Origin of the sequence: Planotetraspora mira, from assembly GCF_016863275.1 — a bacterium.
GTDB lineage: Bacteria > Actinomycetota > Actinomycetes > Streptosporangiales > Streptosporangiaceae > Planotetraspora > Planotetraspora mira.
This window is the reverse complement of record NZ_BOOO01000048.1, coordinates 1-20,665: the sequence shown is the minus strand read 5'-3', so window position 1 is coordinate 20,665 and position 20,665 is coordinate 1. Positions and strand designations below refer to the sequence as shown.

General features: G+C 69.8%; 19 protein-coding genes. 10 read left to right on the top strand and 9 right to left on the bottom strand.

From position 1 onward, the window contains the following. Nucleotides 1-39 precede the first annotated feature (39 nt). From Pmi06nite_RS37735 to rox, 4 genes are all read left to right on the top strand, one after another. Nucleotides 40-927 (top strand): MurR/RpiR family transcriptional regulator, encoded by an 888-nt coding sequence (locus Pmi06nite_RS37735; RefSeq protein WP_239114475.1) that lies wholly within the window; start codon nt 40-42, stop codon nt 925-927. Between the two features lie 157 nt (nt 928-1,084). Next, nucleotides 1,085-1,615, top strand: coding sequence for a hypothetical protein (locus Pmi06nite_RS37730; RefSeq protein ID WP_203958027.1), 531 nt, complete (start codon nt 1,085-1,087; stop codon nt 1,613-1,615). 306 nt (nt 1,616-1,921) lie between these two features. Continuing rightward, on the top strand, nt 1,922-7,384 hold the full coding sequence (locus Pmi06nite_RS37725; protein ID WP_203958026.1) for an ATP-binding protein: 5,463 nt from the start codon (nt 1,922-1,924) through the stop codon (nt 7,382-7,384). A 392-nt stretch (nt 7,385-7,776) separates the two neighbouring features. Next, nucleotides 7,777-9,201, top strand: a complete 1,425-nt coding sequence (gene rox, locus Pmi06nite_RS37720) for a rifampin monooxygenase (RefSeq protein WP_203958025.1) — start codon at nt 7,777-7,779, stop codon at nt 9,199-9,201. Between the two features lie 41 nt (nt 9,202-9,242). On the opposite strand, the gene Pmi06nite_RS37715 is transcribed toward rox, so the two are convergent. Then, entirely contained in the window at nt 9,243-9,875 is a 633-nt protein-coding gene (locus Pmi06nite_RS37715; RefSeq protein ID WP_203958024.1) for a TetR/AcrR family transcriptional regulator, read from the bottom strand. Nucleotides 9,876-9,922: 47 nt separating this feature from the next. Here Pmi06nite_RS37715 and Pmi06nite_RS37710 point away from each other — a divergent pair, with 47 nt between their 5' ends. After that, nucleotides 9,923-10,804 carry an ABC transporter ATP-binding protein gene (locus Pmi06nite_RS37710; protein WP_203958023.1) on the top strand — a complete coding sequence of 294 codons (882 nt, stop codon included), beginning with the start codon at nt 9,923-9,925 and terminating at the stop codon, nt 10,802-10,804. Continuing rightward, complete coding sequence (locus Pmi06nite_RS37705; protein WP_203958022.1) at nt 10,791-11,552, top strand: ABC transporter permease; 762 nt, start codon at nt 10,791-10,793, stop codon at nt 11,550-11,552. Before Pmi06nite_RS37710 ends, Pmi06nite_RS37705 begins: the two co-directional genes overlap by 14 nt. On the opposite strand, the gene Pmi06nite_RS37700 is transcribed toward Pmi06nite_RS37705, so the two are convergent. After that, nucleotides 11,549-12,505 (bottom strand): helix-turn-helix transcriptional regulator, encoded by a 957-nt coding sequence (locus tag Pmi06nite_RS37700; RefSeq protein ID WP_203958021.1) that lies wholly within the window; start codon nt 12,503-12,505, stop codon nt 11,549-11,551. The genes Pmi06nite_RS37705 and Pmi06nite_RS37700 overlap by 4 nt on opposite strands. Before the next feature lie 87 nt (nt 12,506-12,592). Between Pmi06nite_RS37700 and Pmi06nite_RS37695 the strand changes: the two genes are divergently transcribed. Together Pmi06nite_RS37695 and Pmi06nite_RS37690 are read left to right on the top strand one after the other, a co-directional pair. Further along, complete coding sequence (locus tag Pmi06nite_RS37695; protein WP_203958020.1) at nt 12,593-13,021, top strand: VOC family protein; 429 nt, start codon at nt 12,593-12,595, stop codon at nt 13,019-13,021. Beyond that, the gene (locus Pmi06nite_RS37690) at nt 13,018-13,221 is read left to right on the top strand and encodes a YdeI/OmpD-associated family protein (protein WP_203958019.1); all 204 of its coding nucleotides are present in this window, start codon (nt 13,018-13,020) and stop codon (nt 13,219-13,221) included. The genes Pmi06nite_RS37695 and Pmi06nite_RS37690 overlap by 4 nt, the downstream gene beginning before the upstream one ends. Here Pmi06nite_RS37690 and Pmi06nite_RS37685 read toward each other — a convergent pair whose 3' ends face one another. Then, nucleotides 13,222-13,857, bottom strand: a complete 636-nt coding sequence (locus Pmi06nite_RS37685) for a class I SAM-dependent methyltransferase (protein ID WP_203958018.1) — start codon at nt 13,855-13,857, stop codon at nt 13,222-13,224. Nucleotides 13,858-14,041: 184 nt separating this feature from the next. Here Pmi06nite_RS37685 and Pmi06nite_RS37680 point away from each other — a divergent pair, with 184 nt between their 5' ends. Then, nucleotides 14,042-14,638 carry a helix-turn-helix domain-containing protein gene (locus tag Pmi06nite_RS37680; RefSeq protein ID WP_203958017.1) on the top strand — a complete coding sequence of 199 codons (597 nt, stop codon included), beginning with the start codon at nt 14,042-14,044 and terminating at the stop codon, nt 14,636-14,638. A gap of 17 nt (nt 14,639-14,655) precedes the next feature. On the opposite strand, the gene Pmi06nite_RS37675 is transcribed toward Pmi06nite_RS37680, so the two are convergent. From Pmi06nite_RS37675 to Pmi06nite_RS37660, 4 genes are all read right to left on the bottom strand, one after another. After that, the gene (locus Pmi06nite_RS37675; protein WP_203958016.1) at nt 14,656-15,078 is read right to left on the bottom strand and encodes a VOC family protein; all 423 of its coding nucleotides are present in this window, start codon (nt 15,076-15,078) and stop codon (nt 14,656-14,658) included. A 1-nt stretch (nt 15,079) separates the two neighbouring features. Then, nucleotides 15,080-15,400 (bottom strand): ArsR/SmtB family transcription factor, encoded by a 321-nt coding sequence (locus Pmi06nite_RS37670; RefSeq protein WP_203958015.1) that lies wholly within the window; start codon nt 15,398-15,400, stop codon nt 15,080-15,082. Nucleotides 15,401-15,538: 138 nt separating this feature from the next. Then, nucleotides 15,539-16,045, bottom strand: a complete 507-nt coding sequence (locus Pmi06nite_RS37665) for a pyridoxamine 5'-phosphate oxidase family protein (RefSeq protein ID WP_239114488.1) — start codon at nt 16,043-16,045, stop codon at nt 15,539-15,541. Between the two features lie 72 nt (nt 16,046-16,117). Beyond that, nucleotides 16,118-16,543, bottom strand: a complete 426-nt coding sequence (locus Pmi06nite_RS37660) for a VOC family protein (RefSeq protein WP_203958095.1) — start codon at nt 16,541-16,543, stop codon at nt 16,118-16,120. 551 nt (nt 16,544-17,094) lie between these two features. On the opposite strand from Pmi06nite_RS37660, the gene Pmi06nite_RS37655 reads away from it, so the two are divergent. After that, a complete protein-coding gene (locus tag Pmi06nite_RS37655) occupies nt 17,095-18,702 on the top strand; it encodes a phosphodiester glycosidase family protein (protein WP_203958013.1) in 1,608 nt (535 codons plus the stop codon). A gap of 94 nt (nt 18,703-18,796) precedes the next feature. On the opposite strand, the gene Pmi06nite_RS37650 is transcribed toward Pmi06nite_RS37655, so the two are convergent. Both Pmi06nite_RS37650 and Pmi06nite_RS37645 read right to left on the bottom strand, forming a co-directional pair. Then, complete coding sequence (locus Pmi06nite_RS37650; protein WP_239114487.1) at nt 18,797-19,804, bottom strand: glycoside hydrolase family 113 protein; 1,008 nt, start codon at nt 19,802-19,804, stop codon at nt 18,797-18,799. Nucleotides 19,805-19,809: 5 nt separating this feature from the next. Beyond that, nucleotides 19,810-20,424 carry a TetR/AcrR family transcriptional regulator gene (locus Pmi06nite_RS37645; protein WP_203958012.1) on the bottom strand — a complete coding sequence of 205 codons (615 nt, stop codon included), beginning with the start codon at nt 20,422-20,424 and terminating at the stop codon, nt 19,810-19,812. Between the last annotated feature and the right edge of the window lie 241 nt (nt 20,425-20,665).

Here is a 20,665-nt window from a genome sequence, read left to right as displayed (position 1 = left end):
ATTTACCCTGTACATGGCAGAGACTTGCACGGAGGCGGCGTGAACCCCGGCGGCGACTACTCGAGCGGCATCCTGGTGCGGCTGCGCGGCACGATCCCGTCCCTGCGGCCCGCGGAGCAACGGGTCGCGCACGCGGTGCTGGCCGACCCCCAGGGGGTCGCCGACCGGCCGATCGGCGTGCTGGCCCGCGAGTGCGGCACCTCGGAGACCACGGTGCTGCGGTTCTGCCGGGCCATCGGGTTGCGCGGCTACCCCGAACTGCGGCTCGCGCTCGCCCGCGAGGCGACGCGGGAGGCTTCGCTCGGCAGCGGCGCCCGCCCGCTCGACGGCGACATCAGCGCCGACGACCCCCTGGAGGAGATCGTCGCCAAGATCGGCTACAGCGACTCGCGCGCGGTGGCCGAGACCGCCGAGCACCTCGACGTCGCCGCCCTGGAGCGCGCGGTCGACGCGATCGTCGAGGCTCGCCGGGTGGATCTCTACGGCGCCGGGGCGAGCGGCTTCGTCGCGGCCGACCTGCACCAGAAGCTGCACCGGATCGGCCTGATGGCCTTCGCCTGGCAGGACTTCCACAGCGCGCTCACCTCGGCTGCGCTGCTGCGCAAGGGCGACGTCGCGATCGGCGTCTCGCACACCGGCACCACCGTCGACGTCCTGGAGGCGCTGCGGCTAGCCGCCGACCACGGAGCGACCACGATCGCGATCACGAACTTCCACCCCTCGCCGATCACCGAGTTGGCCGACATCGTGCTGACGACCGCCGCCCGCGAGACGCCGTTCCGATCCGGCGCGATGGGCAGCAGGATCGCCCAGCTCACCGTCATCGACTGTCTCTTCGTCGGGGTGGCCGCCCGGCGCACGTACGACGAGACCCTCACCGCCCTGGAGGACACCTACCGCGCGATCAGCAGTCGCCGGCGCAAGTGAGCACGCGGATCGGCACAACGCATCCAGCCACGCTCAAACGGCACCGACTGACCAATTGTCAGAAGTTGCTGTGATTTAGGCGGTTTGGTCGCTAACGTTGCGGCGAACCGAAAAGGGCCCTGCCTCAGAGGGTCCTCTCACAAGGAGGTGGTTGGTCATGCGGCACTTTTTCGGCTTCCTCGCCGGCGTGGTCGTCGCGGCGGGTCTACTGGCCGGAGGTGGCTGGGCCGCCCAGGAGATGGGCCGGGGCGTCTCCGAGAACCTCGACCCGGTCTCAGACCCGCGGATGCTGATCGCTCTTGGTGTGACGGTCCTGCTGGGCGTGCTCGTCGGCCTCCCGCTGGCCATGCGGACATCCCCGCTGGCGACGTTCGTCCCGGCCGTGGCGCTGCTGGCCTGGACCGTGGTCTACGTCCTCGACGTCTCGACCGCCACCGGCATCGTTCCCACCGGCGCCGCCGTACATCCGGAACTCGCCCTGGCAGGCAAGGGCATGATCACGCTGCTGTCCACCGGCGTCTACGGCCTGCTCGGCACGGCCATGTTCATCCCCGTGCTCATGCCGTCACGCTGGGCGGCTTCTCCACGAGACGAGGAAGACGAGCAGGAGGAGGAGAACAAGAAGGAGGAAGAGACGTTCGGCTTCTGGGACAAGCCCGAGACCCCGTTGGCGACCGCCCGGAAATGACGCGGGCTCTCGGGGTCCGCACCGGTGAGCGGATCACCTCGGGCGGTCGGGGCCCAGCGCCCCCGCTCACCGGGCGGAGGTCTCATCGCTCCTGATCGGGTGCGAAGTGTGCCGATACTCCAATCGCACATGCCTGGTCAGGGGCGGGCGGCCCACGGCTTTTGGTCGTTTCCCACAATTGGAGCCGCATAGCCTGCACTGTCTGCGACATGGCGCTGCCAGCCGGTACTCAGCAAGGTGGAACACTGCCGGGGACCGCCGTGTCGCGGCGCGTACATTTGTTGGTCTGCAGGAGGGCTCGGTCGGGTGTTCAGTCGTGTCGCCATCGTCAACCGTGGTGAGGCCGCTATGCGGCTCATCCATGCCGTACGGGAACTCGCCGCGGAGACCGGGACACGGATCGAGACCGTCGCCCTGCACACCGACGTCGACCGTACGGCCACCTTCGTCCGCGAAGCGGACCTGTCCTACGATCTCGGTCCCGCGTCCGCGCGCCCGTACCTTGATCTGAAGGCGCTGGAGCGCGCGCTGGTGGAGACCGGGGCCGACGCCGCGTGGGTCGGCTGGGGCTTCGTCGCGGAGGACCCGGCGTTCGCAGAGCTGTGCGAAAAGGTCGGAGTCACCTTCGTCGGACCGAGCGCGGATGCCATGCGCAGGCTCGGCGACAAGATCGGCGCGAAGCTGCTCGCCGAGGAGGTCGGCGTACCGGTCGCGCCGTGGAGCCGCGGCGCGGTCGAGACCCTGGACGCCGCGCTGGCGGCGGCCTCCGAGATCGGCTACCCGCTGATGCTGAAGGCGACCGCCGGCGGCGGCGGACGCGGCATCCGCGTGATCACGAACGAGGCCGAACTCGCCGACGCCTACGAGCGCACCAGCCAGGAGGCCGCGCGGGCGTTCGGCAGCGGCATCGTGTTCCTGGAGCGCCTGGTCACCGGTGCCCGGCACGTCGAGGTCCAGGTGATCGCCGACGGCGAGGGCACCGCGTGGGCGCTCGGCGTCCGCGACTGCTCGGTGCAGCGGCGCAACCAGAAGGTCATCGAGGAGTCGGCGTCGCCGGCGCTCAGCCCGGTGCAGACAGCCGAGCTCAAGGCGTCGGCCGAACGGCTGGCCGTCGCGGTCGGTTACCGCGGCGCGGCGACCGTCGAGTTCCTCTACCACCCCGGCGACAAGCTGTTCGCGTTCCTCGAGGTCAACACCCGCCTGCAGGTCGAGCACCCGATCACCGAGTCCACCACCGGGTTCGACCTGGTCAAGGCACAACTGCGGGTGGCATCCGGCGGCCGGCTCGAAGGAGAGCCGCCGGTGGAGCGCGGGCACGCCATCGAGGCCCGGCTGAACGCCGAAGACCCCGACCGGGACTTCGCGCCCTCCCCGGGCCGCATCGTACGGCTGGACCTGCCCGCCGGGCCGGGCATCCGCGTGGACACCGGCGTCAGCGAGGGCGACACCATCCCCGCCGACTTCGACTCGATGATCGCGAAGGTCATCGCCTACGGCCGCGACCGCGACGAGGCGCTTGGCAGGCTGCGCCGGGCCATGGCGCAGACCACGGTCATCATCGAGGGCGGCGCGACGAACAAGAGCTTCGTGCTCGACCTGCTCGACCAGCCCGAGGTGATCGACGCCAGCGCGGACACCGGCTGGATCGACCGCGTCCGCGGCGAGGGAAGGCTCGTCTCACACCGGCATTCAGCCGTCGCGCTGGCGGCCGCCGCCATCGAGGCGTACGAGGAGGAGGAACGCGTCGAGCGGCAGAGGCTGCTGTCGACGGCGTTCGGCGGACGCCCGCAGGTGCAGCACGAGAGCGGCCGGCCGCTCGACCTCAAGCTGCGCGGCGTCGGCTACCGCGTGCGCGTCGCACGGGTCGGCCCGCATCGGTTCCGCGTCGGCATCGAAGCGGGTCACGACATCCGCACCGCCGACGTCGAACTCGACCGCTACGACACGCACACCGGGCAGATCGTCGTCAACGGCACCCGATACCGCCTGCTCACCGGCACGCACGGGCCGATCCACCTGGTCGAGGTGGACGGCGTGACGCACCGGGTCAGCCGCGACGAGGGCGGCGTCGTCCGCTCCCCCGCACCCGCCCTGGTCGTCGCCACCCCGCTCGAGGTCGGCGCCGAGGTCGAGGCGGGCGCACCGGTCCTGGTGCTGGAGAGCATGAAGATGGAGACAGTGCTGCGGGCGCCGTTCAAGGCGCGGCTGAAGGAACGCGTCGTATCCGTGGGCAGCCAGGTGGAGACCGGCGCACCGCTCCTGCGGCTGGAACCGCTCGCCGACGACGCCGAAGCCGAGGACACCTCGGCCGCCGAGTCCGTCGAGCTGGACCTGCCCGCCGCGCCCGGGCAGATCCCGGTTCGGGAGCGCACCACGCGCGGCCAGGAGGACCTGCGCAGCCTGCTGCTGGGCTTCGACATCGACCCGCACGACGAGCACCGGGTGCTCGACGACTACCTCGCCGCGCGCCGGGCCGCCACCGAGGAAGACCACCGGCCGCTGGCCGAGGAGCTCGAACTCGTCGGCGTGTTCGCCGACCTCGCCGAGCTGAGCCGCAACCGGCCGGCGGGCGAGGACGCCGGCGACGACCTCCGCGTGCACAGCGCCCGCGAGTACTTCCACACCTACCTGCAGAGCCTCGACGTCGAGCGGGCCGGGCTCCCGGAATCGTTCCAGGCCAAGCTCGCCAAGGCGCTCGGGCACTACGGTGTCACCGAACTGGAGCACTCCCCCGCGCTCGAAGCCGCGGTGTTCCGGATCTTCCTCGCCCAGCAGCGCGCGTCCGCCGACGCCACGGTCGTCACGACGTTACTGTCCGCATGGCTGCGGGAGTCGCCGCCGGACGAGACGCTGCGCGAGCCCGCCGGTCTCGCGCTCGAGCGGCTGCTGGCCGCGACGCAGGTCCGCTTCCCCGCGGTCTCCGACCTCGCGCGCGGCGTGGTCTACGCCTGGTTCGGCCGGCCGCTGCTGCGCCGCAACCGCGCCCGTGTCTACGCGGACGTCCGCAAGCACCTGCGCCACCTGGACGCGCACCCGGACGCGCCGGACCGCGCCGAGCGCATCGCCGAGATGGTGCGCAGCACCGAGCCGCTGGTACGGCTGCTCGGCCAGCGGCTCGTCCGCGAGGACCTGGACAACTCGATCATGCTGGAAGTGCTGACCCGGCGGTACTACGGCAACAAGGGCCTCACCGGTGTCCGCACCAGCGAGGTCGCGGGCTGCACGTTCGTCGTCGCCGAGCGCGCCGGCTCGTCCCTGGTCTCCTCCGCGGTGAGCTTCGAAGCGCTGGGCGGCGCGCTGCGCGGCCTCGCGGAGCTGGCGAGCGGCGAGGAGGCCGTCGACGCCGACATCTATCTCGCCTGGGAGAAGCAGCCGGAGGACTCCGACGCGATGGCGGCCGCGCTGCACGAGGTCGTCAGCGCGCACCCGCTGCCGGACCAGGTCCGCAGACTCACCACCACCGTCGCGGGCAGCGGCGGCGCGGTGATGCACCACCACTTCACGTTCCGCCCGTCGGCCACCGGGATGGCCGAGGAGCGGCTGATCCGCGGCCTGCACCCGTACATCGCCCAGCGGATGCAGCTGGAGCGGCTGAGCAAGTTCGACCTCACCCGGCTGCCGTCCTCGGACGAGGAGGTCTACCTCTTCCAGTGCGTCGCGCGGGAGAACCCGTCGGACGACCGCCTCGTCGCGTTCGCACAGGTGCGCGACCTGACCGAGCTGCGCGAACACGACGGCAGGCTGGTCGCGCTGCCGACGGCCGAGGACACCATCGCCACCTGCCTCGACTCGATCCGCCGCGCCCAGTCGCGGAGGCCGTCGAACAAGCGCTTCAACACCAACCGGATCGTGGTCTACGTCTGGCCGCCGAGCGACATCACCCGCACGGAGCTGGAGATGATCGCCGGCCGCGTGCTGCCGACGACCGCGGGCGCCGGGCTGGAGGAGATCCTGTTCATCGCGCGGCAGCGCGACCGGAAGACCGGCGAGCTGACCAAGATCGCCGTGCGCATCTCCTTAGACGCCACCGGCGGCACCCAACTGACCGTCGGCGAGCCGTCGAACGAGCCGGTCGAGCCGCTCGACGAATACCGGCAGAAGGTGCTGCGCGCGAGCAGCCGCAACACGGTGTACCCCTACGAGCTGACCGGCCTGCTCGGCGACTTCGTCGAGCACGACCTCGACGGCGACCACGCGCTGGTGCCGGTCGACCGGCCGAAGGGGTACAACACCGCGGCGATCGTCGCGGGCGTGGTCACCACGCCGACCCGGAGGCACCCGCAAGGCCTCACCAGGGTCGTCCTGCTCGGCGACCCGACGAAGTCGCTCGGCGCGCTGTCGGAGCCGGAGTGCCGCCGCGTGATCGCCGCACTGGACCTGGCCGAGCGCATGCGGGTGCCGCTGGAGTGGTACGCGCTGTCCGCCGGCGCCCGGATCTCCATGAAGTCGGGCACGGAGAACATGGACTGGGTGGCCGCGGCGCTCAAGCGCATCGTCGAGTTCACCCAGGACGGCGGCGAGATCAACATCGTGGTCGCGGGCATCAACGTCGGCGCGCAGCCGTACTGGAACGCCGAGGCGACGATGCTCATGCATACCAAGGGCATCCTGGTGATGACGCCGGACTCGGCGATGGTGCTGACCGGCAAGCAGTCACTCGACTTCTCCGGAGGCGTGTCGGCCGAGGACAACTACGGCATCGGCGGCTACGACCGGGTGATGGGCCCGAACGGGCAGGCGCAGTACTGGGCGCCGAACCTCGCCGCCGCGCGGGGCGTGCTGATGTCGTACTACGACCACACGTACGTCGCACCCGGCGAGGAGGCGCCGCGGCGGGCGGGGACGACCGACCCCGTCGACCGTGACATCTCCGACTTCCCGCATGTCGTGGCGGGCAGCGACTTCACCACCGTCGGCGAGATCTTCTCCGCCGAGGCCAACCCGGACCGCAAGAAGCCGTTCGACATCCGGACCGTGATGCGGGCGCTCTCCGACCAGGACCACCCCGTGCTGGAACGCTGGGCGGGCATGGCCGACGCGGAGACCGCGGTGGTGCAGGACACGCACCTCGGCGGCATGCCGGTGTGCCTGCTCGGCATCGAGTCACGGTCGGTGCCGCGGCGCGGCTTCCCGCCCACCGACGGCCCGGACACCTACACCGCGGGCACTTTGTTCCCGCGGTCGTCGAAGAAGGCCGCGCGGGCGATCAACGCGGCCAGCGGCAACCGGCCGCTGGTGGTGCTGGCGAACCTGTCGGGCTTCGACGGATCGCCGGAGTCGATGCGGAAGCTGCAACTGGAGTACGGCGCCGAGATCGGCCGCGCGATCGTGAACTTCCGCGGGCCCATCGTGTTCTGCGTGATCTCGCGATACCACGGCGGCGCGTTCGTGGTGTTCTCGAAGGCGCTGAACCCGAACATGACCGTGCTCGCGCTGGAAGGCTCGTTCGCCTCGGTGCTCGGCGGCGCCCCCGCCGCCGCGGTGGTGTTCTCCGGCGACGTCAACGCCCGCACCGCGGCCGACCCCCGCGTGCGGGACCTGGAGGCCCGCGTCGCGGCCGCCTCCGGCGCCGACCGCGCCACGTTGACCGCGGAGCTCGACGAGCTCCGCTCGTCGGTCCGCGCGGAGAAGCTCGGCGAGGTGGCCACGGAGTTCGACCGCGTGCACAACATCCGGCGCGCGGTCGAGGTCGGCTCCGTCGACGCCGTCATCCGCGCCGCGGAACTGCGCCCACGGATCATCGAGGCCATCGAGTCCCGCCTGCGCTGACCCGCCCCGAGGTGTGCCCGGCCGCGTTGCGGCCGGGCGGTCCTGCACCCCCAGAGGCCCGTTTGGAGCCGTGATCACGTGGCTGGGAAAAGGATTGGACGGGGTGATGCCCGGGCTTGTAGCTTGCAGTCGACCGTGACACCGCCCAAGGAGGTGAGACCCATGAACGCTGTATCGATGTGGGTGCTCCCCCTTCCTGCCACGGTCGGGCGATTGACATAGGTGTCGCCGGGAGCGCCTCGCCAACAAGGCACTCCCGAAAGGCAACACCTATGCACTCTCAGCAGTTCACCGCCGAGCCGCCGTCGAACGACAGGGCCGAGCGCGACCTCACCGCGGGCGACGTCCCCGGACTCTGGTCGCCGGCCTCCGGCGCCGATCGCGCGCCCCTCATGTTCGACGTGATCATTGCCGGGTGCGGGCCGACCGGTGCGATGCTGGCCGCCGAACTGCGGCTGCACGATGTGCGGGTACTCGTTCTGGAGAAGGAAACCGAGCCCGCGTCGTTCGTCCGCATAGTCGGTCTGCACATTCGCAGTCTCGAGCTGATGGCGATGCGCGGACTGCTGGATCGCATCGTCCAGCAGGGAAGACGGCGCCCGGCAGGCGCTTACTTCGCCGCCATCCCCAAACCCGCGCCCAAGGGCCTGGATTCCGCGTACGCCTATCTGCTGGGCATCCCGCAGCCGGTCATCGTTCGCCTGCTCGAAGAGCATGCGAACGAACTGGGTGCGCAGGTCCGGCGCGGTTGCGCGGTCGCCGGTTTCGAGCAGGACGACGAGGGCGTGACCGTCGAGCTGGCCGACGGGGAACAGCTGCGTTCGCGCTACCTCGTCGGCTGTGACGGCGCGCGCAGTACGGTGCGCAAACTGCTCGGCGTCGGCTTCCCCGGCGAGCCCTCACGGACCGACACGCTGATGGGCGAGATGAAAGTCGGTGTGCCGCAGGAGGAGATCGCCGCCAAGGTGACAGAAATCAGCGAGCCCCCTCAGCGATTCTGGCTCCGGCCCTTCGGCGAAGGGGTCTACAGCGTCGTAGTCCCCGCCGCGGGAGTCGGCGACCGCGCGGAACCGCCCACCCTCGAAGATTTCAAACAACAGTTGCGCACCATCGCCGGAACCGATTTCGGCGTGCACTCCCCGCGCTGGTTGTCCCGCTTCGGGGATGCCACCCGGCTGGCCGACCGTTATCGCGTCGGGCGGGTGCTGCTGGCCGGCGATGCGGCGCACATCCATCCACCCATCGGCGGACAGGGCCTCAACCTCGGCGTTCAGGACGCATTCAACCTCGGCTGGAAACTGGCCGCACAGATCCGCGGCTGGGCCCCGGAAACACTGCTGGACACCTACCAGGCCGAACGTCATCCGGTCGCCGAAGACGTGCTGGACAACACCCGCGCCCAGATGGAACTGACGTCCGCCGAACCAGGCCCGCAGGCCGTACGCAGGCTGCTCACCGAACTGATGGACTTCGACGAGGTGAACCGCCATCTGATCGAGAAGATCACCGCGATCGGCATCCGCTACGACTTCGGCGAAGGCCCCGACCTGCTCGGCCGCCGCCTGTGCGACATCGACGTGAAACAGGGCCACCTCTACGGTCTGCTGCATCGCGGCCGCGGCCTGCTGCTGGACCGCACCGAACGCCTGACCGTCGGCGCCTGGTCAGACCGGGTCGATCACCTCGCGGATCCCACTGCGGAACTGGATGTTCCGTGCGTTCTGCTACGCCCCGACGGCCACGTCGCCTGGATCGGCGACGATCAGCAGGACCTGGACGACCACCTCTCCCGCTGGTTCGGCAAGCCCGCCGGCTGATTTCGCCTGAGCAACCGAAAAGAAATCGACCGGCCTTCGGCTCATCCCTGCTTGCGGGCGGCCGCCTTGATCAGCGCCAGGACGTCGTCCAGGTCGGCCTTGAACTCGGCGTCGAGATCGACCGGCAGGTTCAGCCAGGGCGCGAGTCTGCTGTGGCCGGGCAGATCCCCGTCGGGGAGCCGGCCACGGCGGCTGCGCGGGTCGCCGGTGCCGGGGTTGAAACGCCCAGCGGCTTCGGAGGCCGCGAACCCGAGGACGAAGGTGCTGACCAGGCGTTCCAGCCGAGGTACTTCACGCTCAGGGATTCCGGCTTCGATGAGCGCGCAGTAGATGACGTCTACGGCGCGCACGGCGTCCGGCGTGACCGCCGGCCGGGAGAAGAGCAGGTGCGCCGCCCAGGGGTGACGTTGGGTGATCGCCCGGCAGGCGTGTGCGAGGGCGTTGAGGCGCTCGTCCCAGGCTCGGCCGCGGTCGCCGTCCGACGGCAGCAGTGCCGCCAGTAGCCGTCCGACGATGCCGTCCAGCAACGCGGCCTTGTCGCTGACATGCCGGTACAGCGCCATGGGTGTCACTCCGACGCGCTCGGCCACCGCTCGCATCGAGACCGCGTCGAGGCCGTGTTCGTCGGCGATGGCCAATGCCGCGTCCAGGATCTCTTCTCGTCTGCCTCCCATGGGTCTACAGTGTAGACGTATACGCTGTAGACATCTATGGAGGCGGGATGCTCATCGCAGAGGGCCTGGTGAAGCACTACGGCCACCGCGCGGCGCTCGACGGCTTCGACCTCGAGGTCGCCGCCGGCGAGATCGTCGGCCTGATCGGCCACAACGGCGCGGGCAAGACCACGTTCGTTGAAGTCGTCACCGGTCTGGTGCGTCCCGACGCCGGACACGCACGTATCGGCGGGCTCGACGCGCTGCGCGCGGGTCGTGCCGCGCGGCAGTTGCTCGGCGTGGCTCCGCAGGAACTCGCCTTGTACAACCGCGCCACCGTGCGGGAGAACCTGCGGCTGTTCGCCGCGCTCACCGGGCTGCGCGGGCGGCGGCGCGAGCAGGAGATCGCCCGGGTCCTGGACGAGCTCCACCTGGCCGCCCTCGTGAACCTGCCTGTAGGCGTCCTGTCCGGGGGCCAGCGCCGCCGCGTCCAGGCGGCCACCGCGATGGTCGCTTCGCCGCCGTTGCTGCTGCTCGACGAGCCGACCGCCGGCGCCGACCCGGAAACCCGCTCGGCCCTGCTGACCGCCGTCAAGGCCCGCGCCGAAGCCGGCGCCGCCGTTCTCTACACCACCCACTACCTGCCGGAACTCGTCGATCTCGACGCCACATTGGCGCTCGCCCGCGCCGGGCGCGTCATCGCGCGCGGCACCCAGCAGGAGCTCACCCGCCACCTGCCCAGTGAACTCCAGGTCACCTTCGCCGACCCGGGCGAACCCGATCTGCGTCTGTCGACGACGGACCCCGGTGCCGACCTGGCCACGCTGCTCGCCTCCGGCCGCACCCCCGCCTCTGTCGACGTACGCAGCCCCAGTCTGGACGACCTCTACCGATCGCTGGAAGCCACGGTCGACGAGCGTGATGCGGAGGCCCGTCATGTCGCCGCGTGAATCCGCCATCCGCACGGGCGCCCTGGTGCGCCACAACCTGCTGCTGATGCTGCGCGAACCGGGCCCGCTGCTGAGCCGGATGATCCTTCCACTCGTCTTCATCGCTTTGCTCCGCCCGCTGTACCTGGCCGCACAAGGCCGCACAGCGGGCACCGAACAGGCGGTCGTCGGCACACTGGTCACCTTCTCCCTGCTCGCGCTCAGCATCTCGGGCAGCGCGATCCTCACCGAACGGCTCGGGCGCACCTGGGACCGCCTACGCGGCGCGCCCGTCCACCCCGCGGAGATGCTCATCGGCAAGGCCGTCCCCGTCTTCGCCGCCCTGCTCGCCCAGCAACTTCTCATCGTCGGCTTCGGTGTGTGCGCCCTCGGCCTGAGCGTTCCGCACCCCCTCCTGTTGCTGGGCGTCCTGCTCAGCTGGACCTGCGCACTGCTCGGCCTCGGCGCGCTCCTCGGCGTCCTGGCCCGCAGCATGGGCGAGCTCTCGGCCGCCTACGACATCGGCGGCATGCTGCTCAGCAGTCTCGGCGGGGCTCTGGTCCCGCTCGCTCTCCTGCCGCACTGGGTCGCAAACGCGGCCCCGCTCTCCCCGGGCTACTGGGCCGTCCACGGCCTGCACGCCGCTCTCGCGGGTGACACGCAGACCGTGGCCGGAGCCTGCGGGGTGCTCCTCGGCGTGGCACTGGTCTGCGACACCCTCGCCTCGATCCGCCTACGAGGTCGCAGTGGACGGCTGGTGTCCCTCTAGGCGGGCGCCGCCCTCCGGGCGTAACGCTCGGTCAGTTCCAGGCCGATCCTGGCGAGTTCGTCGCGTACCGACTCCGGCTCCACCACCTCGACCATCGCACCCCAACCGGCCAGTTGCTCGGCGATCGACCGTGCCATGTGCGCCGCCACCCGCGCCCGGACCCGCCCGTCGTCCTCGGCGATGACCTCGCAATGCCGTCCGAAATGCGAGCGGAGCACCGGGAGGAACCGGGCGTCGATCAGCACGACGGCCGAGACGAGTGAGCGCCGCTGCTCCATCTCCGCCACCACACGAGCCCATTCCGCCGGGAGGTCGAAGTCGTCAGGTCGCCGTGCGGGGAGATCCGTCATCTCCGCGGACGTGACGCGGTCGACGCGAAACGTCCGCTGACCGGCTTCCGTGCCCGCGATGAGATACCAGATCCCGTCCTTGTCGACCAGGCCCAGGGGATCGACCATGCGCTCCGTCGACTGCCCACCCCTGCCGTCGTACGCCAGCCGTACCTTGAGCCTGCGCACGACGGCGTTCTGCAGGGACTGCATTAGGGCGGGCGGCTCACGGTCCTGCTCGCCCCAACCCGCGGAGTCGGACACGACGGCCCGGGCCGCGGCCTCGGCATCGGAGCGGAACGTGGCGGGCAGGGCGCGGATGAGCTTGCGCAGGGCGGAGGACAGCTCGGGATCACCCGATCCGGCCGGGCCGAGGAGCAGGAAGAGGGCCTGGGACTCGGCCGCGTTCAGCCCGCTGAGATCCGTGCGCGCGCCACCGACGAGCGACCAGCCGCCGCCGCGCCCCGGCTGCGGATAGACCGGGATTCCGGCGGCGGACAGGGCCTCCAGGTCGCGGCGGGCAGTGGCCACGGAGATCTCCAACTCCTCGGCCAACTCCAAGGCGGTCACCCGGCCACGTGCTTGGAGCAGCAGGAGAGCAGCCACGAGACGATCGGCGCGCATGTCTCCATCCTCGCATTTAAAGTGCTCAATTGGTGAGCACTTTAAATGCGAGGATGGCCACACGACCCGCGAGAGAGGACACCGGGAATGTTGCGAGGACTCACCACCGTCACCTTCTACTCTCCCGACTTCGAGGCGACCAGGCGCTGGTACACCGAGCTGTTCGGAATCGCGCCCTACCTGGACACCCCGGCGTACATGGAGTGGCGCATCGGCGACTACCAGCACGAGTTCGGCGTCGTCCACAGCACCTACGCCGGGAGCGACCTGGCCCGGACCGCCGATCCCGACACGATCGGAAGGCCGGCGGGCGCCGTGGTCTTCTGGCACGTCGACGACGTTCCCGCGACCCTGGAAAGGCTCGTCGCGATGGGAGCGAAGGAGCACGACTCGCCGCGCGACCGGGGCACCGGCTTCATCACCGCCTCCGCGATCGACCCCTGGGGCAACGTCCTGGGCCTGATGTACAACCCGCACTACCTGGAGATCCTGGACTCGCTGAAGGCGGAGTCGTGAAGATCTTCACCGACACCGCCGCGTGGCGGTGCTGGCTGGCCGACCACCACGCCTCGGCGACGGAGGTGTGGGTGGTGCCGGCCAAGAAGGGCACGACGAACATCACCCGGGTGGCGCGACTGCGACAGGCGGGCCGGATGCGGCCGGCCGGGCTGGCCGAGGTCGAGCGCGCCAAGGCGGAGGGCCGCTGGGACGCCTGATCACCGGCGCCGGGTGGCGCGCACGACGACATCGTGGAGGGGGACCGCTGGGCCCCCGTGGCCGGTGAGCGTGCGGAGATGCTCCTCGGCGGTCACGATCTCCCACTCCCTGTCGTCCAGGCGCGCGGTGATGGCCGCGGAGGTGACCGACGCTTCAGCAGGAGGGTGGTGCCCGTGGCCGGTAGAGCCCGGAGTGTGCAGGTGCCCCACGATGAGCAGCGTGCCGCCGGGAGCCACCCATCCGGCGATGCGGTCGTAGAACTCCAACTGGGGCATCGCCGGATGGGCGTAGTGGGTCATGACCAGGTCGAACCGCAAACCCGGGCTCCAGACGCTCAGATCCGCCTCAACCCACTGCAAGTGCTCGGGAGCCCCGCTCGCCGCCGCGCGCTCGGCGGCGCGAGCAAGGGCCTCGGACGAGATGTCGGCCGCGGTGACGTGCCAGCCGTCGAAGGCGAGCCGGATCGCCTCGGCACCGCCGCCGCACCCCGCGTCCAGCGCCGTGCCCGGTGTCAGGCCGCTGGTCTCACGAGCGAGGTACGGGTTCGGCGGGTTGCCGCCCATTGACCCGGGGCCTTCGGCTGACCCCTGTCGCCAGTGCCGCTCCCAGAAGTCCTTGTCGAATCCATGCGTCACAGGTCGTCCTCCTCGTTCACGATGACTCTCCGCCGTAGCAGGTGACCTCGACGCGGCCACGTGCCTACAGCTCCACCGGGCTCGCCCGCGCCGACAGATCGAGGGCGTTCGTCGGTTCGTTCTTCATGGTGCTGACAGAGAAGGCAGATGTGCAAACCTTGTTGCCGAATGGCAAAATAGAGACGTGGATGAAGCCGTAGACCGCACTCTCGACGCTGTCGGACCGAGGTTGAAACGGCTTCGACTGCATCGCGACGTCACGCTCGCCGACCTCGCGGAGGAGACCGGCATCTCCACCAGCACCTTGTCCCGGCTCGAGGCGGGCCTGCGACGTCCCACGCTCGAGCAACTGCTTCCGCTTGCCCGCGCCTACGGGGTCACGCTCGACGAACTCGTCGATGCGCCGCCGACCGGCGACCCCCGCATCAATCTGCGTCCCATCCCCTGCGGCGACGGCTCGGTCATCCTGCCGTTGACCCGTAGGCCCGGAGGAATCCAGGCCTACAAGTTCGTCCTCCCGACCGGAACCGACGACGCCGAACCCGACATGCGCACCCACGAGGGCTACGACTGGGTCTATGTCCTCAACGGAACGCTCCGCCTTGTGCTCGGGGAACACGACCTCATCCTCAAACCCGGGGAGGCCGCGGAGTTCGACACACGCACCCCGCACTGGTTCGGTTCCACCGGCGCCGGCCCCGTCGAGTACCTGAGTCTCATCGGGAAACAAGGCGAACGCGCGCACGTCCGTGCAGCACCGAGACAGGGCCCGGCCGAGTAAGAAAGCTCAGTCGGAAGTCAGCCCGCGTATACGGTGCCGCGCTCGACGAAGCACAGCGGGTTGCCCCAGGGATCATCGGCGTAGAACGACCGCTCGCCCCACGGACGGACGACGATGGCCCCGGCGCTCTGGTCGTGTACGAGTTCCGTGGACAGGCAGCCGAGGACCTCGGCGCGGGCGAAGACGGCTTCGAGGTCCTCGACGGTGAAGTACAGGGCCTTCGCCGCGGTGTGCGGCGTTCCATTGGCCGAGACGTCCATGACTGACAGGGTGACGGGCCCGCAGTCGAAGTAGGAGCGGGCTCCGGCCTGCCGGTGGCCTTCGATGCCGAACAGCTCGCTGTAGAAGGCGATGGCCCGGTCGAGGTCGCCGACCTCGACGCTGAGGCGGAAGAGCTGAGGAGTGTCGGGCCGGTTGACCGGTGTGGTGGCGGCTGCCATGTCAGGGGGTCTCCTTCGCGGGGTCGGGCGTGATGGAGAAGTGCGCAAGCCAGTCGCGTACGAGGTCCAGGCGCTTGCGTTCGAGGTGGTAGATCCGCATGCGGCCGTCGCGTGCGCTGCTGAGCAGGCCGGCGGCCTCGAGGATCTGCAGGTGGCGGGTGGTCGTCTGCCAGGCGTGTGAGAACACCGCGGCGATCTCGCCGGCGGCCATCGATCCGCCGTTGAAGTAGATGGTGAGCAGCACCCGTCGGCGCGCCGGGTGTGCCAGCGCACTGAAAACCGCCTCATACGCATCCTCGTGGCGCCCGGACTCGTCGACCATCTCCCACCCATCTCGCTGAATGTTCAGGTTGTCAATATTCAGCGTACATGCTGAATATTTTGGGTCGTCGAAGGCGGGAGGAGAGCACAGCGAGCGCCTCCCGCATCCGATAGGCCCAACTCACCGACCGGGCGGCGCTCAGGCAGACTGACGCTCCTCCCGCTGCTGGATCAGTTCCTCGACCGCGCTCGGCAGAGTCGTCTCGAAGTCGATCAGCTTCGCCCAGGTCGGGGTCACGACGATCCGGACCATGCCGTCGCGGTAGAGGGAACGCACCTCCGCCTCCCACTCGACTCGTTGCTCGGACGTCATCTCGTAGGTGCTGGTCGCCTGGAGATATTCGTTCGGGATGCCATCGACGAAGTCCAACTCGGCCCGGCCGCGGATGAGCAAGATCTTGGGCGGGTGCACCTCGGTGTCGATCGTCAGGGCGACCGTCGGGTTGTTGCGCAGGGCCGGGAGCTTCGGCGCGTTCTTCGTAGTGCACATGACGATCTCCGAGCCGTTCCAGGTGAACGCGATCGGGACATTGCGGGGTGTGCCGTCCTTGGCGACGTAGGCCAAGCGGGTCAGGTCGCGGGCCAGAAGTTCCTGGCTGATCGGCCGGTTCAGAACCTCGGTGATTTCGTTCGGTTGCACGGTCATCCCTTTCATGTCGTCTTCTTGGTCCGTCCAGCGGATCGTTCTGGTTGGTCGCAGGTCGGCCGCGACGGGCTGTCAGCTGAGCTGCTCGGCCAGCGCGACGATGATCCCCTCGGGGCCGCGGACGTAGCAGAGCCGGTAGCTGTCCTCGTACTGGGCCAGCTCACCGACGAGTTCGGCGCCGTGAGTGCGCAGGCGGGCAACGACGTCCTCGATGTCGTCGACGGCGAACATGACGCGATGCATGCCCAGCGTGTTGTGCGGCGGGTTTTGCGGTCTCGCGTCGATCGCCGCGGGGGCGTGGTACTTCGCCAGTTCCAGCCGGCCGTGGCCGTCTGGGGTCCGCATCATCGCGATGTCGCAGCGGACGCCGTCGAGTCCGACGGTGCGGTCCGCCCAGAGGCCCTCGATCTGCGCTTTGCCCTCCAGTTCCATGCCGAGTTCTACGAAGAACGCAACGGCAGCCTCGAGGTCGTCGACGACGATGCCGACGTTGTCCATCCGCTGGAGCGTCATGGTGGTTCTCCTTCTTCGTCGCGCGGCCCGTTGTGGCCACTGGTGTACCTGGGACGGAGCCGGCAGCACGTTCTCGACACTGGGAAGCGTGCTGAGTTGCCCTGATCGCCTGCATCGCCTTCATGCCGGTGACGTGCAGGCTCAGGATCTGGGTCCCCGCCTCGGTGTGTAGTGGTTGTTCCGCTTGAGAAAAGGGCGATATTGCCCTACGGACGCCCTTTACAATGTAGATCAATTAAGAGTGTCGATTCGCAGAAGACCGCGGACGCAGGGCTCACGGTCTGGGACGCACCGGAAAGTCTCCCCAGAGTCGCCCGCGCCCTTCCCCGGCGAGAACACGATCCGGGGCGGCCCTCCTCTCCCCCACGACGCCCCGCTCGGCGGCCTGCCGCCACCGAGCGTTCATGTTCCTGTCCGCGTCCGCACCTTCGCTTCCGCCCCGGCGTTCGTTTCGCCGCGTTGGACTTTCGACTTGGTCATTTTCGGCCGGAACGGATCACCCCATCTGGCCGTCCACCGAGTCTGAAGGATGTCTTATGCACAACAGCCCAGGCAGCGGTCGCAACCCTCGTGCCCGGCTCGCACTCGGCGTGGCCACGCTCGCGCTGGTCGCGCCGCTGACGGTCTCAGGAGTGGCCGCCGCAGACACGTCGGCGAGCACCGGGACCGTGGCGCAGTGGACGACGCGGACCGTCGCGCCGGGCGTGGAGGTGCGAACCGGGACAATCAAGAACCCCGCCGCCGCGCCCGGCTGGACCGTCACCGTGCAGGCCGAGACGAAGGCACGGTTCACCGGCGCCCAGGCTTGGGCCGCGGTGGGGACGGAGTCGTGGGCATCACAGACCGCCGACCGGCTGCGCACCGCGGGCTTCGAGCCGGTGGCGACCAGGATCCCGTGGCCGGGCTACTCCGACACACCGCGCGGTCTCATGGGCGTACGGGTGCGGATCGGCTCCTACCCGACCCAGGACGCGGCGCGGAGCGTGGCGTCGCAGGTCACCGCGGCGGGCTTCCGCAACGTCGTGGAGTGGGCCGGCTATGACGCCGACCAGCCGGCCGACGTGGAGAACATCAACGTCACGGTCATCGACCCGCACCGGTTCCGCGGGACCGTCGAGGCCACCCACGACGGCAACGTCGCTCAGCGGGAGACGACCTCGTCGGTGGCGGCCAAGCTGGGTTCCCTGGTGGGCGTCAACGGCGGCTTCTTCCTCACCTCCGACGCCGACGGCGTACAGGGCACGATGGCGGGCATCGGCGCCTACGACGGCGAGCTGACCTCGATGGCGGTGGGATCGCGGGCGGCCCTGATCCTTGAGGACGGCGGCCGGCGCACCCGGATCGCCGATCTCACCACCACCGTGACCGCGCGCGCCGGCCATGCCGAACACGCCGTCGAGGGCGTGAACCGCACGCCCGGACTGCTGCGGAACTGCGGCCGGCCGGGGGCGATCCCCACGGCGGAACCACGCCATGACACCACCTGCACCACGACCGACGAACTGGTGAAGTTCACCGACGACTACGTCCACGCCCTCCCGACCGGTCCCGGCGTACAGGTGGTGCTGAACTCCAAGGACCGGGTCGTGTCGGTCGGCGACCGGACCGGCACCGTCGCGCCCGGCCAGACCGTGCTCCAGGGCATCGGCCCGGCGGCCTCCTGGCTCACCGCGCACGCGAAGGTGGGGGCGAAGATCTCCGTGACGGAGGACATCCGCGACGACCACGGGCGCAAAGTCAGGCTGGGCAAGGACGACAGCATCGTCAGCGCCGCGCCGACGCTGGTCGAGGACGGGCGGATCCGCATCGACGCCGCCACGGAGGGCGTCGTCGACCCGCTGGACCTGTCCTTCGGCTTCGCATGGGCGAACAACCGCCAGCCCCGCACGATGGCCGGCATCGACCGGCAGGGCCGGCTGCTTCTGGTGACCGTGGACGGCCGTCTGAGCGGTGGCAGCGAGGGCTTCACCCTCGCCGAGGGCGCGGCCTTCATGCGGTCCCTCGGCGCGGTCGACGCGCTCAACCTGGACGGGGGCGGCTCCTCCACCACGGTCGTGAACGGCACCCTCGTCAACCGCCCGTCGGACGCCACCGGTGAGCGCCCCGTCGGCGACACGATCCAGGTGCTGCCGCGCACCCGCTGAGGTCCGATCACGCACCGGCACGGCGCGAGGCGAGAGTCCTGCGCCGTGCCGGTGAGCACATCTCCCCGATCCACTCCCCTGGCGAAGGGCCTCGCTAGCGGTAGTAGTCGGCGAGTGCGGTGAAGGCGGCTTTGGGCTCCCAGGGCATGTCGGGGTAGGTGTCGCCGAGGCCGTGTTCCAGGATTTTGACCACGCCCCAGCTCGCCATGTCGAGGTCTTCCCGGGGATCGGGGCGGTAGGGCAGGCCGTAACAGACGAAGGTGCACGCGAAGGCGGCGTCCACGCCCTCCGCGGTGAACACGTCCAGCAGTTCGCGGAGGTAGGTGGCCTGCTCCTGCTCGTCGCGGACGTAGTCGCCGTTGAGCCGCACCGGGGTGACGCCGTCGTATTCGACGATCTCTCCGCCACGGGCGCCGTGGTCGGCCGCGCCGCGGTAGGTGGTGCAGCCGAACTCGGTGATGGCGACCGGCTTGCCCTGCTCGACCAATGCGCGAACGCCCTGCTGGTAGATGTGCGCGACTTCCTTCGAGCGGTGGGCGTCGACCGACACGATGTCGAACGGTGTCCAGTCGACGCCCTCGAACGGAATCGAGGCGTAGGTGACCCTGCCGCCGAACCTCTCGCGGACCACGGTGACGGCCTTGGCGAGGAAGGCGTTGATGCGGCCGGGCACCTCGGCCGGCAGGCCGCGCGTCTCCGGCCGTGGTGTGAGCAGGGCGCCGACACGCTCCTCAAGGCTGTCTCCGGGCAGGAACCCGCGGTTGAACAGGCTCAGCTCGGCGCCGGTGACGAACACGACGTCGGCGCCCCGGAGGCGGATCCGCTCGGCGCGCTCGGCACCATCGGCGAGCAGGTCGAGCATCTGCTCCGGCCCGAGCTGGTAGGTGAACGGCGAGAACCAGACCTCCAGGCCCAGGTCGGCCGCGTGGTCGCCGGCGAACTCGAGCCGGTCCAGGTCGTCGCCGAACAGGCGCACCGCGGTGCAGTGCAGGTCATCGCGGATGATCTGCAACTCTCGTCGTACGACAGCGTGGTCGAACGGCCTGCGGGTGACGCCGTCGAAACTGAACCCGGTGTCGTAACCGATGCCCTTGGCTCGCATGTCGGTCACCGATCCTTCCGACCCTGAGGTGGCACGGCCGGAACGACGCAGGACAGGGCGCTGCGCAGGATGGCGGCGAAGGACTCGCTGTCACCGGCCTCGAGCCAGTGACGCCCCGCCACGCGGACGGCCCCGGCGACCGCGGCGGCCGTGACCGCGGGGAACAGGTCCCGTCCCAGGTCGATGCCGGTGCGTGCCGCGATCGCCACGGCGAGCGGGCCCTCCGCCATGCTGAACGCCTTCAGCGCCTCACCCTCCAGCTCGGGCGTCTCCATGATCATGCGCAGGCCGGCCCTGTCGGGCTCGGGGTCGGTGTAGAGCTCGACCATGGCCTCGATGACGGCCTGGTCCAGCGGTTCGTCCACGGGCCGGGAGCTCAGCGCGTCCCCCGCGCGCTTGGACTGGTCGGCCTGGAAGGCGCAGATCGCCTCGGCCCTGCTGGAGAAGTAGTTGTTGTACGTGCGGGATGAGACACCCGCGGCCGTGGCGATGTCTTGGACCCGCACGAGGACCAGCCCGTTGGGGCCCTGCTCGATGGCCAGACGCAGCGCGGCATGGCTGATGGCCTCCCGGGTGGTCTGCCTGATGCGCGCCCGGAGGTCCATGGCGTCGTCGTTCATGGATCGACCCTATCTCACATTGCGTGCCGCGCACTATGTGCGTGACACGCAAATTCTGGATAGAGTGCGAGCAGACGCCTGGCACTCACACATGGAGAGTGCCAATCGCAAGGCGTGCGCCGGGACGGCGGGGTCCGCCGGCAAACCGTCCGTCTGCCGGCGGATCCATCCGTCGCGGGCGCCGTCCCGGCGATCCCCATCAAGATCAGGAGCAGTGATGGCTTCGAAGATGATTGCGTTC

Excerpts from the sequence above, each read along its gene's own strand:
- Pmi06nite_RS37660 (WP_203958095.1), bottom strand. The coding sequence starts at position 16,543 with ATGGACAACGTCGGCATCGTCGTCGACGACCTCGAGGCTGCCGTTGCG.
- Pmi06nite_RS37670 (WP_203958015.1), bottom strand. The coding sequence starts at position 15,400 with ATGGTCGACGAGTCCGGGCGCCACGAGGATGCGTATGAGGCGGTTTTC.
- Pmi06nite_RS37700 (WP_203958021.1), bottom strand. The coding sequence starts at position 12,505 with ATGCGCGCCGATCGTCTCGTGGCTGCTCTCCTGCTGCTCCAAGCACGT.
- Pmi06nite_RS37710 (WP_203958023.1), top strand. The coding sequence starts at position 9,923 with ATGCTCATCGCAGAGGGCCTGGTGAAGCACTACGGCCACCGCGCGGCG.
- Pmi06nite_RS37650 (WP_239114487.1), bottom strand. The coding sequence starts at position 19,804 with ATGCGAGCCAAGGGCATCGGTTACGACACCGGGTTCAGTTTCGACGGC.
- rox (WP_203958025.1), top strand. The coding sequence starts at position 7,777 with ATGTTCGACGTGATCATTGCCGGGTGCGGGCCGACCGGTGCGATGCTG.
- Pmi06nite_RS37705 (WP_203958022.1), top strand. The coding sequence starts at position 10,791 with ATGTCGCCGCGTGAATCCGCCATCCGCACGGGCGCCCTGGTGCGCCAC.
- Pmi06nite_RS37655 (WP_203958013.1), top strand. The coding sequence starts at position 17,095 with ATGCACAACAGCCCAGGCAGCGGTCGCAACCCTCGTGCCCGGCTCGCA.
- Pmi06nite_RS37715 (WP_203958024.1), bottom strand. The coding sequence starts at position 9,875 with ATGGGAGGCAGACGAGAAGAGATCCTGGACGCGGCATTGGCCATCGCC.
- Pmi06nite_RS37695 (WP_203958020.1), top strand. The coding sequence starts at position 12,593 with ATGTTGCGAGGACTCACCACCGTCACCTTCTACTCTCCCGACTTCGAG.
- Pmi06nite_RS37730 (WP_203958027.1), top strand. The coding sequence starts at position 1,085 with ATGCGGCACTTTTTCGGCTTCCTCGCCGGCGTGGTCGTCGCGGCGGGT.
- Pmi06nite_RS37645 (WP_203958012.1), bottom strand. The coding sequence starts at position 20,424 with ATGAACGACGACGCCATGGACCTCCGGGCGCGCATCAGGCAGACCACC.
- Pmi06nite_RS37665 (WP_239114488.1), bottom strand. The coding sequence starts at position 16,045 with ATGACCGTGCAACCGAACGAAATCACCGAGGTTCTGAACCGGCCGATC.
- Pmi06nite_RS37675 (WP_203958016.1), bottom strand. The coding sequence starts at position 15,078 with ATGGCAGCCGCCACCACACCGGTCAACCGGCCCGACACTCCTCAGCTC.